The 16,339-nt window shown below is 72.4% G+C and carries 11 protein-coding genes; 8 read left to right on the top strand and 3 right to left on the bottom strand.

The features are described from left to right. Window positions 1-12: 12 nt before the first annotated feature. Window positions 13-2,157: an acyl-CoA dehydrogenase family protein gene (locus OCS65_RS25570; RefSeq protein ID WP_231772039.1), complete on the bottom strand. Its 2,145-nt coding sequence runs from the start codon at window positions 2,155-2,157 to the stop codon at window positions 13-15. 92 nt (window positions 2,158-2,249) lie between these two features. Between OCS65_RS25570 and kstR the strand changes: the two genes are divergently transcribed. Together kstR and otsB are read left to right on the top strand one after the other, a co-directional pair. Then, complete coding sequence (gene kstR, locus OCS65_RS25575; RefSeq protein WP_100057622.1) at window positions 2,250-2,912, top strand: cholesterol catabolism transcriptional regulator KstR; 663 nt, start codon at window positions 2,250-2,252, stop codon at window positions 2,910-2,912. Window positions 2,913-3,006: 94 nt separating this feature from the next. Further along, window positions 3,007-5,604: a trehalose-phosphatase gene (otsB, locus tag OCS65_RS25580; RefSeq protein WP_043797602.1), complete on the top strand. Its 2,598-nt coding sequence runs from the start codon at window positions 3,007-3,009 to the stop codon at window positions 5,602-5,604. Here otsB and OCS65_RS25585 read toward each other — a convergent pair. After that, entirely contained in the window at window positions 5,592-6,701 is a 1,110-nt protein-coding gene (locus OCS65_RS25585; RefSeq protein ID WP_263508040.1) for a LacI family DNA-binding transcriptional regulator, read from the bottom strand. The two genes, otsB and OCS65_RS25585, sit on opposite strands and share 13 nt — an antisense overlap. Before the next feature lie 156 nt (window positions 6,702-6,857). Between OCS65_RS25585 and OCS65_RS25590 the strand changes: the two genes are divergently transcribed. From OCS65_RS25590 to OCS65_RS25605, 4 genes are all read left to right on the top strand, one after another. After that, complete coding sequence (locus tag OCS65_RS25590; RefSeq protein WP_029540796.1) at window positions 6,858-7,898, top strand: metal ABC transporter solute-binding protein, Zn/Mn family; 1,041 nt, start codon at window positions 6,858-6,860, stop codon at window positions 7,896-7,898. A gap of 135 nt (window positions 7,899-8,033) precedes the next feature. After that, window positions 8,034-8,846, top strand: a complete 813-nt coding sequence (locus OCS65_RS25595) for a metal ABC transporter ATP-binding protein (protein WP_202917110.1) — start codon at window positions 8,034-8,036, stop codon at window positions 8,844-8,846. Beyond that, window positions 8,843-9,757 (top strand): metal ABC transporter permease, encoded by a 915-nt coding sequence (locus OCS65_RS25600; protein ID WP_006943426.1) that lies wholly within the window; start codon window positions 8,843-8,845, stop codon window positions 9,755-9,757. Before OCS65_RS25595 ends, OCS65_RS25600 begins: the two co-directional genes overlap by 4 nt. A gap of 52 nt (window positions 9,758-9,809) precedes the next feature. Beyond that, window positions 9,810-13,466 carry a hydantoinase B/oxoprolinase family protein gene (locus OCS65_RS25605; RefSeq protein ID WP_263508042.1) on the top strand — a complete coding sequence of 1,219 codons (3,657 nt, stop codon included), beginning with the start codon at window positions 9,810-9,812 and terminating at the stop codon, window positions 13,464-13,466. Here OCS65_RS25605 and OCS65_RS25610 read toward each other — a convergent pair. Beyond that, window positions 13,454-14,719 carry an MFS transporter gene (locus tag OCS65_RS25610; protein WP_168579035.1) on the bottom strand — a complete coding sequence of 422 codons (1,266 nt, stop codon included), beginning with the start codon at window positions 14,717-14,719 and terminating at the stop codon, window positions 13,454-13,456. The two genes, OCS65_RS25605 and OCS65_RS25610, sit on opposite strands and share 13 nt — an antisense overlap. Window positions 14,720-14,987: 268 nt before the next feature. On the opposite strand from OCS65_RS25610, the gene OCS65_RS25615 reads away from it, so the two are divergent. Further along, on the top strand, window positions 14,988-15,419 hold the full coding sequence (locus OCS65_RS25615) for an STAS domain-containing protein (protein WP_029540784.1): 432 nt from the start codon (window positions 14,988-14,990) through the stop codon (window positions 15,417-15,419). A 49-nt stretch (window positions 15,420-15,468) separates the two neighbouring features. After that, the gene (locus OCS65_RS25620) at window positions 15,469-16,338 is read left to right on the top strand and encodes a 5-oxoprolinase subunit C family protein (RefSeq protein ID WP_029540782.1); all 870 of its coding nucleotides are present in this window, start codon (window positions 15,469-15,471) and stop codon (window positions 16,336-16,338) included. Window position 16,339 lies beyond the last annotated feature (1 nt).

The raw sequence follows: 16,339 nt of genomic DNA on the forward strand, positions 1-16,339 counted from the left end.
TGGAAGCACCCGTCAGCCGCGCGGCAGGCCCAGCAGGCGCTCCGCCGCGAGGGTGAGCAGGATCTGCTCGGTGCCGCCGGCGATCGTCAGGCAGCGCGTGTTGAGGAACTCGCGCGCGAGGGGGCCCTCGACCCAGCCGGCCGCACCGGCGAGATCCATCGCGAGCTCCGCGGTGTCCTGGCGCTGCCGCACGCCGATCAGCTTGCGCACGCTCGACGCCGGGCCGGGGTCCTGACCGTCGAGCTGCGCGAGGGTGGTCCGCAGCTCGAGCAGCGACCCGGCCGTGGCCTCGGCGACGAGCCCGCCGATCCGGTCCTCGGCGACCGAGTCGCCGGGTGCCACCAGGTCCAGCAGTTGCTCGACCGCCTTCCCCAGCGAGGATCCGCCGCTCATCGCGACTCGTTCGTTGGCGAGCGTGGTGCGGGCGAGCTTCCACCCGCAGCCGAGCGGGCCGACGACGCACTCGTCGGGGACGAACACGCCGTCGAGGAACACCTCGTTGAAGAGCGCGTCGCCGGTGATCTCCCGAAGCGGCGAGACGGTGATGCCCGCGGACTTCATGTCGACGAGGAAGTAGGTGATGCCCTTGTGCTTCGGGGCGTCGCGGTCGGTGCGGGCCAGGCAGATCGCCCAGTCGGCCTCCTGGGCCAGCGAGGTCCACACCTTCTGCCCCTGCAGGCGCCAGCCCCCGTCGACCTTCTCCGCGGCGGTGCGCAGCGACGCCAGGTCGGATCCGGCGCCCGGCTCCGAGAACAGCTGACACCAGACGATCTCACCGCGCAGGGTCGGCAGGGCGAAGCGGTCGATCTGCTCGGCGGTGCCGTGCTCGAGGATGGTGGGCACGGCCCACCACCCGATCACCAGATCGGGCCGGTCCACGCCGGCGGCCGCGAGTTCCTCCTCGATGAGGATCTGCTGCGCGGCGTGCGCGCCCCGGCCGTACGGCGGCGGCCAGTGCGGGGCCAGGAACCCGGCCTCGGCGAGCGCGGCCCGCCGCTGCGGTCCGGGCCGGTCGAGGAGCTGCGCGATCTCGGCACGGATGCGCACGCGTTCGTCGTCGAAGGCGCTCAGGTCGACGGTGAGGTGACGGCGGGCGCCGGAGCGGGCGAGGCCGGCGACCCGGGCCCGCCAGGCGGCGGAGCCGCCGAGCAACTGACGGGTGACGACGGCGCGGCGCAGGTACAGGTGGGCGTCGTGCTCCCACGTGAAGCCGATACCACCGAGCACCTGGATGGCATCCTTGGCGTTCTGCACGGCGGCGTCGAGGGCGACGGCGGTCGCGACGGCCGCGGCCAGGGGCAGTTCGTGCGGGGCCGCGTCGGCCGCCACGGCGGCGTCCCAGGCCGCCGCGCGGATCTTCTCGGTACGGCAGAGCATCTCGGCACACAGGTGCTTGATCGCCTGGAACGAGCCTATGGGCTTGCCGAACTGTTCGCGGATCTTGGCGTACTCGACGGCCGTGGCCAGGGCCCAGCCGGCGACGCCGGCGAGTTCGGCGGCGGCGAGCGTGGCGGCGAGGTCGCGCACCAGGCCTACCGGGACGCAGACGACCCGGTCGGTGGTGACGGCGACGCCGGCGAGCCGCACGCGGGCGAGCGCCCGCGACTTGTCGAGGGTGTCGAGGGGTTCGAGGTTCAGTCCGGGGGTGTCGGCGTCGAGCAGCGCCCAGCGTTCGGTCCCGCCGTCGGTGCCGATGCGGACCAGGACCGCGACGCCCGGCTCGCCGCCGAGCGCCGGGCCCGCGTCGCCGTCGAGGTCGTACCCGCCCTCCCGGGTCGTCGCGGTGAGCGCGCCGTCCAATGCGACGGCGGTCGGCAGGGCGCCCTCGGCCAGGAGTTCCGTCCACTTGGCGCCGTCGGTGCCGGCGGCGCGGCCGAAGACGAGCGCGGCCAGGGCGGTGGGAAGGACGGGGCCCGTCGCGAGGTGGTGCGCAGCCTGTTCGAGCATCGTCGCCAGGTCGACGACGCCGGCGCCGGCGCCGCCCGCGGCCTCGGGCACGGCGACGGCGAAGATTCCGAGGTCGGCGAGCGATTCCCACCCCGGCCGCCACATGGTCGCCGGTCGTTCGCGTAGGTTCTGGATCGGCGCTGTGGCGCGCGCCCAGGCCTGTACAGAGGCCTGCGCGGCCTGCTGTTCCTCGGTGGTGGCAATGCTCACAGCGGGTTTCCGCCTTTCGGGAATGACACGATGCCTAGAACGTGTTCTAATATGACAGCCGGTTCAGAGTCAAGGCAGAGGAAGACATCTCGATGACGACATCGTCCCGCTCACGTTCCACCGGCGGCGGAACTCTGACCGCCCTCACCGAGGACGATCTCAGTTCCAACGCCCAGAAGGAACGGCGCAAGCGGATACTCGACGCCACCCTGGCGCTCGCCTCCAAGGGTGGGTACGAGGCCGTACAGATGCGCTCCGTCGCCGAGAAGGCCGACGTGGCCGTCGGCACCCTGTACCGGTACTTCCCCTCGAAGGTGCACCTGCTCGTCTCGGCCCTCGGCCGCGAGTTCGCGCGCATCGAGGGCAAGGGCAAGATCCCCCCGGGCCACACGCCGCTCGAGCGGATGCAACTGATCCTGAGCCTGATCACGAAGGCGATGCAACGTGACCCGCTGCTCACCGAAGCCATGACCCGGGCGTTCATGTTCGCCGACGCCTCGGCCGCCGCCGAGGTCGATCAGGTCGGCCTGCTCATGGACCGGCTCTTCGCCCGCGCGATGAACGAGGGCGAGCCCACCGAGGAGGAACTGGCGATCGCCCGCGTCATCAGCGACGTGTGGTTGTCGAACCTCGTGGCGTGGCTGACGCGGCGCTCGTCCGCGACCGACGTCGCGCGCCGGCTGGAGCTGACCGTCGAACTGCTGCTCGGCGACGGATCGCAGCGTCCGGCCTCGATTCCGGTCCAGGAAGGCTGACCTGCGCCGCGAGGAGCGGAACTGTAACGGGAAACACGTCCCGAACCGGACAGGGGAGACGACGCCGGGCGCCGGATCACCTACCTTTGAGTGAGTGAGCGCCCAAGACCTCCCGATCGACCTGCGCCGCGCCCTCGTCGCGCTGGCGCGGACCCCGCGGCTCCTCGTGGCCTCCGACTACGACGGTACCGTCGCGCCGATCGTCTCGGATCCGGACAAGGCGTTCCCGAACGCCGAGTCGGTCCGCGCCCTGCGCGCGCTCGCCGGCCTGCCGTCCACGGCCGCAGCCGTGATCTCCGGTCGCGCCCTGAAGGATCTCGCGGCCCTGTCCCGCCTGCCCGCCGAGGTGCAGCTCGTCGGCAGCCACGGCTCGGAGTTCGACATCGGCTTCGTCCACGCCATCGACAGCGACGCCCGGCAGCTGCTGCGCGATATCGTCGCCGAGCTCGAGGCGATCGCCGCCCGCTACGACGGCGTGCACGTCGAGGCGAAGCCGGCCAGTGCCGCGCTGCACGTGCGCAACGCCGACCCGGCCGACGCCGAGCTGGCACTGTCGCTGGTCCGCGGCGACCTCGCCCGGCACCCGGGTGTGCAGGTCACCGAGGGCAAGGCCGTCATCGAGCTGGCGGTCGTGCCCACCGACAAGGGCCACGCGCTGGACATCATCCGGCACCAGGAATCGGCGAGCGCCGCGGTCTTCTTCGGCGACGACGTGACGGACGAGAAGGCCTTCGCCTCCCTCCACGGCCCGGACGTGGGCGTCAAGGTCGGGGACGGCGAGACCGCCGCCCAGTACCGGATCGGCACGGTCGAGGACGTCGCGGCCGCGCTGGCGTTCCTGCTCGACCAGCGCCGCACGTGGCTCTCGGGCGCGGAGGCCTGCCCGATCGAGCGGCTGACGATGCTGGCGAGCCCGCGCTCGAAGGCGCTGCTGACGCCGGACGGAACGGTGACGTGGCTGTGTCACCCCGAGCCGGATTCCGCGGCGGTGTTCGCGCATCTGCTCGGCGGCGAACCGGCCGGGCACTTCACCATCGGTCCGAGCCGGGAGGCCCTGCCCCTGAGCCAGCGCTACATCGACGGCACCATGACGGCGGTGACCCGCTGGGCGAGCCTCGCGGTGATCGACTACCTTCCGCACGACGTCGAACCGGGCCGCACCGACCTGACCCGGGTCATCACCGGCAAGGCCAAGGCGGTGGTCACGTTCGCGCCGCGCCCCGAGTTCGGACAGGGCCAGGTCGGGCTCGAACCCGTGGCCGACGGCCTGCGGGTACTCGGATTCAACGAGCCGTACGTGCTGCGCTCCCCCGGCGTCGAGTGGAACATCACCACCGACGGCGCCCATCAGACCGCGCACGCCGTCGTCGATCCGTCCGACAGCGACATCATCCTCGAATTCCGTTGCGGCACCGATGATATCGGCCCACACCCCGTCGCGGAGGTGCAGCGGCGCGCGTCCGCGGAGGAGTACTGGTGGAAGTGGGCGGCGGGCCTGGACCTGCCGCCGCTCAAGCGGGACCTGATGAAGCGGTCGGCGCTGACTCTGCGCGGCCTCGTGCACGCACCGACGGGATCCATCATGGCGGCCGCGACCACGTCGCTGCCCGAGGAGATGGGCGGCGTCCGCAACTGGGACTACCGCTACTGCTGGCTCCGTGACGCCGCCCTGACCGCGCATGCCCTGGTGAGCGTCGGGTCGCTCGCCGAGGCGGATGCCTATCTGGACTGGGTGCACCGGGTGCTCGACACCGTGCCGGGTCCCGAGCGCCTGCACCCGCTGTACACGCTGGCCGGCGGCGCGCTGCCGCCCGAGGCCGTCATCGACACGCTGCCCGGCTACGCCGGCTCCCGGCCCGTCCGGGTCGGCAACGCCGCGAGCCAGCAGGTCCAGCTCGACGTGTTCGGTCCGATCGTGGACCTGATCTCGGCGCTGGCGCACCGCCGCGAGGAGCGCGGCGTCCCGCACGATCAGGCCCTCACCGACCGGGACTGGGAGCTGGTGTGCGCCATGGTCACCGCCGTGGAATGCCGCTGGTTCGAGCCCGACCACGGCATCTGGGAGATCCGCGACAACCCGCGCCACCACGTGTACTCGAAGGTCATGGGCTGGCTGACCGTGGACCGCGCGCTGACGCTGGCCGAGAAGTTCGGGCGCACCGCCGGCGACAACTGGGCCGGGCTGCGCGCCGAGATCGCGGAGGAGGTGCTGGAGAAGGGCTGGAACGAGGACGTCTGCTCCTACACCGCGGCCTACGACGGCACCGATCTCGACGCGGCGACGCTGTTCATCGGCCTGTCCGGGCTCATCGACCCCGAGGACCCGCGGTTCCACGCGACGGTCGTCGCGACGGAGGCGGAGCTGCGCAGCGGTTCGACGGTGTACCGCTACCTGCACGACGACGGCCTGCCCGGAACCGAGGGCGGCTTCCACCTGTGCGCGGCGTGGCTGGTGGAGGCATATCTCCTCGTCGGCGCCCGTCCGCAGGCGGAGGCGCTGTTCGCACAGCTCGTCGACGCGGCGGGGCCCACGGGGCTGCTCAGCGAGGAGTACGACCCGGTGGCGGAGCGGTCACTCGGCAACCATCCCCAGGCGTACAGCCACCTCGGGCTGCTGCGGTGCGCCCAGCTGCTCGCGGCGGCGCCGGCGGAGGCGGATCGGACGCTGTCGGTCGTCGATCACTCGGCGTAGATCGACGTCTCGTCGTGCACGCCGGTGGTCTGGCCGATGAGCAGTTCCGTCGCAAGGGTTTCCACCGTCGCGACCCCGGAGTGTGACGGCGCGGCCATGAGCAGGGCGCCGGTGCGCCGGCCCTTCTCCTCCTGAGGCTGGCGCACGGTGGTCACCCCCTCGCGCAGGGCCTCGCCGATCCCGTCGAAGCCGGTGATCGACAACCGTCCGGGGACCTCCAGGCCGGCGCTGCGTGCCCACGCCAGCGCGCCGAGCGCGAGGACGTCGGTGGTGCACATCAGGGCGGTGATCGCCGGGTTCGCCGCCAGCGCCTGCGCGGCGGCGGACGCGCCGTCCTCCGCGGTGTGCGCGTAGCGCTCGACGACCGTGAGGCTCGCGGGGTCGAGGCCGGCCACGCGCAGGGCCTCCTGCACGCCCAGGATCCGCTCGTGCTGCACGTGGAAGCGGTCGGACTCGAAGCGGGCGGGGTCGACGACACCGTCGTGCCGGTCGCGGCCGAGTCGCATGCACAGCACCCCGATCCGGCGGTGGCCGAGGGCGATGAGGTGCTCGGCGAGCCGGCGCATCGCGCCTCGGTCGTCGATGCCGACCAGGGGCGCGCTCGCGATGCCGCGGGGCTGGTCGCACACCACCAGGGGCAGGTTCCGTTCGAGGACGGCGGCGAGATACAGATCGTCGGACGGAACCGAGTAGACGACGAAGCCGTCGACCGCCGCGCCGTGCACGACCTGCGCTGCCTCCTCCTCGTCGCGTTCCGGTCCGGCGGGAATGAGCAGAAGGCCCTCGCCGGCGGCCTCGCAGGATTCGGAGAGGCCGGACAGGAAGCTCATCGCGGCCGGGTCCCGGAACGAATAGCTCAGCGCCTCGGTGAGCAGCACGCCCACGGCCCCGGCCCGGCGGGTGCGCAGGGATCGGGCCATCGGGTCCGGACCTGCGTAGCCGCGACGCTTGGCGACCTCGAGGATCTGCTCGCGAAGCTCGGCGGACAGCTGGTCCGGCCGGTTGTAGGCGTTGGAGACGGTGGTGCGGGAGATCTTCAGCTCGGCAGCGATCGACGCCAGGGTGGCCTGGGGACGCGGCTGACGAGACCTGGGCATGAACGGACGGTAGCGGGTCCGCGCCGCGGCGACGAATCGGGCCGGATGGGCGCAGATCCGGACATCCGCTAAAGTGGAACGGTAACGGTTTCCAATAAGGTGGGAACCGCGACCTCCCCGGCCCTCCGGCCGAACGTGATCACAGGAGATGGAACCGTGCGACTGCCCCGCCGAATGCGCGCCGCCACCGCGACCGTGGGCTTGACCTGCGCCGCCGCGCTCACCCTCGCCGCCTGCGGCAGCGACTCGGGGGACGGGGCGGGCACCGGCTCCGGCGAGATCCGCATCGTCGCGTCCACCAACGTGTGGGGCTCGGTCGCGCAGGCCGTCGCCGGGGACCGCGCCCAGGTGCAGTCGCTGATCACCGAGCCCTCCGCCGACCCGCACTCGTACGAGGCCAGCCCCGCCGACGCCGCCGCCATCAGCGACGCCACCCTCGTCGTCTACAACGGCGGCGGCTACGACCAGTTCGTCGACGACATCCTCGAGTCCACCGGAACCGACACCGCCACGGTCGACGCCCTCGCGTTGTTCGAGTCCGGCACCGGAAGCGACCTCGAGGACGGCCACGACCACTCGGGCGGCACCGCACCCGAGGGCGACACCCACGAGGGTGAGACCCATGCCGCCGAGGAAGGCGACGCGCACGCCGGGCACGACCACAGCGGCATCAACGAGCACGTCTGGTACGACCTGGCCGCCGCCGACGCCGTCGCGCACACCGTCGCCGACCGGCTGGCCGAACTGGATCCGGCCGGGGCCGACACCTACCGCGCCAACGCCGAGGCCTTCCACTCGCAGCTGCACGAGGTCACCGACGTGACCGCCGAGATCGCCGCCGCGCACGCGAACACCCCCGTCGCGCAGACCGAATCCATCGGCTACTACCTCGTCACGTCCGCGAAGCTCGAGGACCGGACGCCCGCCGACTTCACCAACGCCGTCGAGAACGGCACCGACCCGTCGCCCGCCGCGATCGCCGCGACCCGCCAGCTGCTCCTCGACAAGCAGGTCGCCGTCCTGCTCCACAACCCGCAGACCGAGGACAAGGTCAGCCGCGACATGCGGGCGACCGCGGAATCCGCGGGCATCCCCGTCGTCGAAGTTGTGGAGACCCTGCCCGCGGGCGTGGACTACATTCAGTGGCAGAAGCAGACGGCCGAGGCGCTCGCCGCCGCCCTCGACGCCGCCCGCTGACCCTTCGAGCAGGGCAAGGACATCACTCCCGTGACCACACCGGCCGACGTCACACCGGGCGGCACCGCCGCGGCACCGAGCGCGCCCGCGACGCCCGCCGGCCGCACCGCCGCGGTCGAGCTCCGCGACGCCCGCATGGCCTTCGGCGACCGCGTCCTGTGGCGGGGCCTCGATCTCACCGTCGAGCCCGGCGAGTTCGTCGCGGTGCTCGGCCCCAACGGGGCGGGCAAGTCGACGCTGCTGAAGGTCCTGCTCGGTCAGCTACCCCTCAGCGGTGGCACCGCCACGATCGCCGGCGCGCCCGCCCGCACGGGCAACTCGCACGTCGGCTACGTGCCGCAGCAGAAGTCGCTCGACGAGGGCGTGCCCCTGCGCGGCCGCGACCTCGTCGGGCTCGGCGTGGACGGCCATCGCTGGGGCACCGGCCTGCGCTACTGGAAGACCCGCCGCAGCGCCGTCGACGCCGCGATCCGGCAGGTCGGCGCCGAAACCTACGCCAACGCCCCGATCGGATCCCTCTCCGGCGGCGAACAGCAGCGGCTGCGCATCGCGCAGGCCCTCGTCGGCGACCCGCGGGTCATGCTCTGCGACGAACCGCTGCTCAGTCTCGACCTGGCCAACCAGCACCTCGTGTCGTCCCTCATCGACCGTCGTCGCCGCGAACACGGCACCGCCGTCCTGTTCGTCACCCACGAGATCAACCCGATCCTGCCTCTGGTGGACCGCGTGCTGTATCTCGTCGACGGGCAGTTCCGCATCGGCACCCCCGCCGAGGTGATGACCTCCGAGGTGCTCTCCGAGCTGTACCGCACCGACGTCGAGGTCCTCGAGATCCGCGGCCGTCTCGTCGTCGTCGGCACCGGCGACGCCATCGACGCGCTCGGCAGCGCCGGCGGGCTGCGCCCCGGCGAGGGCGTCCACCACGACCATCACGAGGATCAGCATTGAGCAGCAAGTTCACCGACGCGATGGGCCGGATGTTCGACGTGCAGGCCACCGTCGACCTGCTCCAGTACGACTTCGTGCAGCAGGCCCTGCTGGCCGGCGCGATCCTCGGCCTGCTCGCGGGCGTGATCGGGCCGCTGGTGATCAGCCGTCAGATGGCATTCTCCGTGCACGGCACCTCCGAGCTCTCGCTCACCGGTGCCGCCGCGGCCCTGATCATCGGCGTCTCCGTCGGACTCGGCGCCGTGCTGGGGGCGGTGGTGGCGGCCATCCTCTTCGGTGTCCTCGGCACCCGCGCCCGTGAACGCGATTCCGTCATCGGCGTCGTCATGGCGTTCGGGCTCGGTCTGGCCGTGCTGTTGCTGTGGGCCTACGACGGCCGCACCGGCGCCGCGTTCTCCCTCCTCACCGGCCAGATCGTCGCGCCGGGTGGCACGGGCATCGCGCTGCTCGCCGCCTGCGCCGTCGGCGTCATCGGCACCATGCTGGTCATCTACCGCCCGCTGCTGTTCGCCAGCACCGACCCCGAGGTCGCCGCCGCGCGCGGGGTGCCGGTGCGGGCGCTGTCCATCGTCTTCGCCGTGCTGGTCGGAATCACCGCCGCCCTCGGCGTGCAGATCGTCGGGGCCCTGCTGGTGATGGCGCTGCTCATCACCCCGGCCGCCGCGGCGTCCCGGGTGGCCGGCGGCCCGCTCGCCGCGACGGTGCTGGCCGTGATCTTCGCGGAGGTCTCCGCGGTCGGTGGGATCCTGCTCGCCCTCGCGCCCGGCGTGCCGGTCTCGGCGTTCATCACGGCGATCGCGTTCGTCATCTATCTCGTGTGCCGCGGAATCGGCGCGGCCCGCACCCGGCGCGGCACCGGACGCAGAGCGCCCGCGCCGGCCCCGGACAGGGCCGCGGCCGTCACCGCCTGAGCCCGGGTGCGGCGGTCTGGGCCGTCCCGCACGCGGTGGCTAACCTGCTGTCATGGCGACAGCGGAGCAGGCGAGCGAACGAGACCGGACACCCGGGCGCTGGGAGTTCTGGGTGGACCGCGGCGGCACCTTCACCGATGTCGTCGCCCGCCGGCCCGACGGTGCCCTGGTCACCCACAAGCTGTTGTCGGAGAACCCGTCCCGGTACCGGGACGCGGCCGTCGCCGGGATCCGGGAGCTGCTCGGGGTGCCCGCCGGCGAACCCGTCACCACCGACCTCGTCGAGCAGGTGCGCATGGGCACCACCGTCGCGACCAACGCACTGCTCGAGCGCAAGGGCGACCGGACCGCCCTGGTGATCACCGCCGGTTTCCGGGACGCGCTGCGCATCGGCTACCAGAACCGGCCGCGGATCTTCGAGCGCAACATCGTGCTGCCCGAGCTGCTGTACGAGCGGGTGCTCGAGGTCGACGAACGCATCCGGGCCGACGGCACGGTGCTGCGTGCCCCCGACCTCGACCGGCTCGAGCGGGACCTGAGGCAGGTGCGCGACGACGGCATCGACTCCGTCGCCGTGGTGTGCATGCACAGCCATCTGTACCCGCAGCACGAGCACGCGATCGGTGAGCTCGCCGAGCGTCTCGGCTTCGGGCAGATCTCGCTGTCCGCGGTCGCCAGCCCGCTGATGAAGCTGGTGCCGCGCGGCGACACCACCGTCGTCGACGCGTACCTCTCGCCCGTGCTCCGCCACTACGTGGACCGCGTGGCCGAGGAACTGCCGGGCGTGCGGCTGATGTTCATGCAGTCCAACGGCGGGCTCACCGAGGCGATGCACTTCCGCGGCAAGGACGCGATCCTCTCCGGTCCTGCCGGGGGCATCGTCGGCATGAGCCGGATGTCGGCGCTGGCCGGGTTCGACAAGGTGATCGGGTTCGACATGGGCGGCACGTCGACGGACGTGTCGCACTTCGCCGGGGAATACGAGCGCGTCTTCCACACCGTCGTCGCCGGGGTGCGGTTGCGCGCCCCCATGATGGACATCCACACCGTCGCCGCCGGCGGCGGCTCGATCCTGCACTTCGACGGCAGCCGGTACCGGGTGGGGCCCGATTCCGCCGGCGCCGACCCCGGGCCGGCCTGCTACCGCGGCGGCGGCCCGCTCACCGTCACCGACGCCAACGTCATGCTCGGCCGCGTGCAGCCCGCGCACTTCCCGCACGTGTTCGGTCCCGGCGGCGACCAACCGCTGGACGACGAGACGGTGCGGGCCCGGTTCGCCGCCCTGGCCGCCGAGATCCGCGAGGCGACCGGCGACGACCGCAGCCCCGAGGAGGTCGCCGCCGGCTTCCTGCAGATCGCGGTGGCGAACATGGCCAACGCCGTCAAGCGCATCTCGGTGCAGAAGGGACACGACGTCACCGAGTACGCGTTGACGACCTTCGGCGGCGCCGGCGGGCAGCACGCCTGCGCGGTGGCCGACTCGCTCGGCATCCGGACCGTCCTCGTGCCGCCGCTGGCCGGTGTCCTGTCCGCGCTCGGCATGGGTCTCGCGGACACCACCGCGATGCGCGAGCAGTCCGTCGTCGTCGAACTGAACGCCGAGGCGATGCCGCGGCTGCGCGACGTCGCCGCCGAACTCGAGGCCGCGGCGCGCGCGGAACTGCTCGACGAGGACGTGCCCCCCGAACGCATCGACGTGGCCTTCCGGGCGCACCTGCGCTACGACGGCACCGACACGTCCGTGCCCGTCGCGCTCGCCGACCCGGCGACGATGACCGCGGAGTTCGAGGCCGTGCACCGGCGCACCTACTCCTTCCTCATGGACCGTCCGCTGATCGTCGATGCCGTCGCGGTCGAGGCCGTCGGGGCGACGCGCCGGCCCGACCTGTCCGGGCTCGGACGCGGCCGCAGCGACGACAGCGGCGCACCCGAGCCCACCCGCCCGCCGCGCGGCACCGTCCGGATGTTCGTCGACGGCGCGTGGCGCGATGCCCCCCTGCACCGCCGCGAACACCTCTCCCCCGGCGACGCCGTGGCCGGCCCGGCAATCGTCGCGGAGGACAACTCGACCACCGTCGTCGAGGCCGGCTGGGCGGCGACGATGTCGGAGCAGGGCCATCTCGTGCTCACCCGGGTGCACGCCCACGACGACACCGCGGTGAGCACCCACGCCGACCCGGTGATGCTCGAGATCTTCAACAACCTGTTCATGTCGATCGCCGAGCAGATGGGCACCACCCTCGAATCCACCGCGCAGTCGGTGAACATCAAGGAGCGCCTGGACTTCTCGTGCGCGCTGTTCGATCCGGACGGAAACCTGATCGCGAACGCGCCGCACATCCCCGTCCATCTCGGCTCGATGGGCACGAGCGTGCAGGAGGTGGTGCGCCGCCGGCACGGGTCGATGAAGCCGGGTGACGTGTACGCGGTCAACGACCCGTACCACGGCGGTACCCACCTGCCGGACGTCACGGTGATCACGCCGGTCTTCGGCCCCGGGCCGGACGGGTCCGGCGAGCACATCCTCTTCTTCGTCGCCTCCCGCGGTCACCACGCCGAAATAGGCGGATCGACACCGGGTTCCATGCCCTCCGGCAGCCACGACATCCGCGAGGAGGGCGTGCTGTTCGACAACTGGCTGCTCGTCGAGAACGGAACCTTCCGGGAGGCCGACACCCGCGCGCTGCTCACCGGCGGCCCGTACCCGTCCCGGAACCCGGACACCAACCTCGCGGACCTGCGCGCACAGATCGCGGCCAACGCCCGCGGGGTGGTCGAGGTGGGCCGGATGATCGACCACTTCGGTCTCGACGTCGTCCAGGCCTACATGCGCCACGTGCAGGACAACGCCGAGGAGGAGGTGCGCCGCGTCGTCGACCGCCTCCACGACGGCGAGTACCGCTACGAGATGGACTCCGGTGCGGTGATCGCGGTGCGGGTCACCGTCGACCGGCGGGCGCGCTCGGCGACGATCGACTTCACCGGCACGTCACCGCAACTCGCGTCGAACTTCAACGCGCCCTCGTCCGTCACGCGGGCCGCGGCGCTGTACGTCTTCCGCACGCTCGTCGCCGACGACATCCCCCTCAACGACGGGTGCCTGCGTCCGTTGCACATCGTCGTCCCCGACGGGTCGATGCTCGCCCCCGAGTTCCCCGCCGCCGTCGTCGCGGGCAACGTCGAGACGTCGCAGGCCGTCACCGGCGCGCTCTACGCGGCGCTGCGGGTGCAGGCCGAGGGCGCCGGCACGATGAACAACGTCACCTTCGGCAACGCGCGATACCAGTACTACGAGACGCTCGGCTCCGGGTCGGGCGCCGGCGAGGGGTTCGACGGGACGTCGGTGGTGCAGACCCACATGACGAACTCGCGGCTCACCGATCCGGAGGTACTGGAGTGGCGCCTTCCGGTGTTGCTGGAGGCCTTCACGATTCGTCACGGCAGCGGGGGCGGCGGCCGGTGGCGCGGCGGCGACGGCGCCGTGCGCCGGCTCCGGTTCCTCGAGCCGATGACCGTCAGCACACTCTCCGGGCACCGGCGCGTGCCGCCGTACGGGATGGCCGGGGGCGAGCCGGGAGCGCTGGGCAGCAACCGCATCGAGCGCGCCGACGGCGCCGTCACCCACATGGCCGGCTGCGACTCCGTCGAGGTCGGGATCGGTGACGTGCTCGTGGTCGAGACGCCGGGCGGGGGCGGCTACGGCCGGTAGGCCGCACGGGACTCCGGGGTGGGATCCAGTTCCCGCAGGACGGGCAGCGCGAAACACACCGCGGCGACGAACATCATCGGCACGGCCAACGCGAAGAACGTCGTCCGCACACCCGCCGCGTCGATCAGGGGCCCGGCGACCAGGATCCCGACCGGGCCCGCCGCGTACGCGGTCGAGGTCATCACGCCGACGACGCGGCCGCGCATGTGCTCCGGGCTGCGGGTCTGCATGGCCCAGTTCCCGATCGGCCCCACCGGGCCGAACACCAGGCCGATGAGGATGCCCAGCAGCACGAGGACCCCCAGCGGCGGCAGGAACGCCATGCCGGTCGTCGCCGCGCCCAGCACCGTGACCGCGACGAGCATCAGGGTGCGGCGCCGCAGGCGCGGTGCGAAGGCGCCGTAGGCCAGGGCACCCACCAGGCCACCGATGCTCAGCGACATCAGCACCCAGCCGAGCTGAGCGGGTGCGTCCAGGCCGGTGAAGTAGGCGGGCAGCAGCACCGACTCGATCGGCAGGAACAGCGCCATGATGACCATGTCGACCAGCGCGAGCGTGCGCAGCAACCGGTCGCGCCACACAAACCGCAGCCCCTCGAGGGTGCCGGCCCACAGCGAGGCGGGCCGGGTGGCCCGGTCGGGCCGGCCGGCGTGCTCGAGCCGGAGGAAGGCGACGGTGACGAGGGAGAGCACGAAGCACGCCGACGTCACCCACAGGGTGTTCTCGGGACCGACCGCCGCGATGAGGACACCGCCGACACCCGGTCCGATCAGGTAGGCGAGGTTGTAGTTCGCCTCGTAGAGGCTGTTGACACGGTCCAGCGACCACCCGGCGGCGCGGGTCGCCGCCGGCAGCATCGACTCCCGCGCCGAGATGCCCGCCGGGTCGAACACGGCACCGAGCGCCGCGAGTGCGGCGAGCAGGGGCACCGAGAGTCCGACGGTGGCCGCGAGCACGGGGATCGTCGCGACCGACAGCGCCGAGAGGGCATCCGAGACCACGGCGGTGCGCCGCCGGCCGAACCGGTCGACGACGGTGCCGGTGAGCAGGCTTGCCAGCAGCAGCGGCACGGTGGCCGCGCCCGCGACGATCGCCGCGTCGGTGGCCCGGCCGGTCTGCTCGAGCACCAGCCACGGCAGCGCGACGACTACGATGCCGTTGCCGGTGGCGGACAGCAGGGTGGCGACGTTGAGGAGGATCAGCGGCGCGAAGCGGCGGGTGGTCAGGTCGAGGGTGGTCACGGCGGTCGGCATTCACTCGGGAGGAGGCGGTGCCGCGACGCTAGCAGGAGCACGGCGGCCGGCACGAGCGATTTTCGGGCGGCGAAGCGGCCGGTTCCGCGCAGTCCGGTCCCCTCCTCTGCCAGGCCTTTCCCGTCTCCGTTATCTCATCGCTATCTTTTCGAGATCATTTCGCTATGGAGCGCGGTCCTGGGCCGTTATCGAACTGCGACATGCTTGCTTTTGCGAAACAGCGTCGGATCCACGGCGTCGAGACATCCCGAGCGAAAGGTTCGTGCCGATGATCGACCCCACTACTCCCGAGACTCCGTCCGATTCCCCCGCACCGTCGCCGGCCTTCGGAGCCACCCTGTCGGAACGTGCCGGATACGCCGTGCTCTCGGTCGCCGGCGAGATCGACATGACCACCGCGCACCTGCTGCGCTCCGCGCTCGACAACGCCCATCGCGGCCGTGCCCTCGTCGCCGACATGGGCGGCGTCACCTTCTTCGGCGCGGTGGGCCTCACGATCCTCCTGCGCGCGACCTCCGCCCATCCCGGCACCGTCGCCGTCGTCGCCCCGGCAGGACGCGTCCGCCGGACGATCGCCGCGGCCGGGGTCCGCTCCCGCCTGAATCTGCACGACAACCTCGATTCGGCCGTCGGCTCCCTGGTTCCGGCCGGCGGCCCGCTGGTCACCGCCGTCGAACCGCCCTGCTCCGCGGCGAGCTGATTCGCGAAGACGCTCCCGGCACCCCCGCGGTTCCGGGGACAATTTCCCCATGCAGGGGCTCGAAGTCGTCCACAGCGGGATGTTCACCACCGTCCAGGACCGCGGCCGGCCGGAACACGGGGACCACGGGCTGGGCACGTCCGGCGCCGCCGACCGCGCGGCGCACGACGCCGCCAACCGGCTGGTCGGCAACGAGCCCGCCGCCGCGACCCTCGAGGTCGCCGCCGGCGGGCTGACCGTGCGCAGCATCGGCGAGAACGTCGTCGCGGTGACGGGCGCCCGCGTGCCGGTGACCGTCGACGGCCACCCCGAGGCCGACTACGCGATGCTGAAGCTGGACGACGGTGACGTGCTGGCGCTGGGCAGCCCGTCGAGGGGGCTGCGCTCGTACCTGGCGGTGCGCGGCGGAATCGACGTGCCCGAGACCCACGGCAGCCGATCCACCGACACCCTGACCGGGACCGGCCCCGCCCCGATCAGGGACGGCGACCGGCTCCCGGTCGGCACCCTGGCGGGCGAGCTGCCCATCGAGGAGCAGATCCCGCCGCCGGCCCCGATCGAGGATCCGGCGATGCTGCGTGTGCGTCTGAGCCGGCACTCCGAGGTGTTCAGCGCCGGTTCGGTGCACGCGCTGCTGCACGAGACGTGGACCGTGACGCCGCAACTGGACCGCGTCGGGATCCGGTTGCACGGCCCGGGCAGGCTGCATCTCGCGCGGGGCGGGACCGACCGCCCGGAGCCGACCGTCGCGGGCTCGGTGCAGGTTCCCCCGGACGGCAACCCCATCCTGTTCCTGGCCGACCACCCCGTCGTCGGCGACCACCCGGTGATCGCCGTCGTCGTGCCCGCCGATCTTCCCGTCGCCGCGCAGCTCGAGCCGGGGCACCGGGTGCGGTTCGTCGCCACCCTCACGCGGTGAC

It is taken from the genome of Rhodococcus aetherivorans, from assembly GCF_025722975.1.
GTDB lineage: Bacteria > Actinomycetota > Actinomycetes > Mycobacteriales > Mycobacteriaceae > Rhodococcus > Rhodococcus aetherivorans.

Excerpts from the sequence above, each read along its gene's own strand:
- kstR (WP_100057622.1), top strand. The coding sequence starts at position 2,250 with ATGACGACATCGTCCCGCTCACGTTCCACCGGCGGCGGAACTCTGACC.
- OCS65_RS25585 (WP_263508040.1), bottom strand. The coding sequence starts at position 6,701 with ATGCCCAGGTCTCGTCAGCCGCGTCCCCAGGCCACCCTGGCGTCGATC.
- OCS65_RS25595 (WP_202917110.1), top strand. The coding sequence starts at position 8,034 with ATGGCCTTCGGCGACCGCGTCCTGTGGCGGGGCCTCGATCTCACCGTC.
- OCS65_RS25620 (WP_029540782.1), top strand. The coding sequence starts at position 15,469 with ATGCAGGGGCTCGAAGTCGTCCACAGCGGGATGTTCACCACCGTCCAG.
- OCS65_RS25615 (WP_029540784.1), top strand. The coding sequence starts at position 14,988 with ATGATCGACCCCACTACTCCCGAGACTCCGTCCGATTCCCCCGCACCG.
- OCS65_RS25610 (WP_168579035.1), bottom strand. The coding sequence starts at position 14,719 with ATGCCGACCGCCGTGACCACCCTCGACCTGACCACCCGCCGCTTCGCG.
- OCS65_RS25605 (WP_263508042.1), top strand. The coding sequence starts at position 9,810 with ATGGCGACAGCGGAGCAGGCGAGCGAACGAGACCGGACACCCGGGCGC.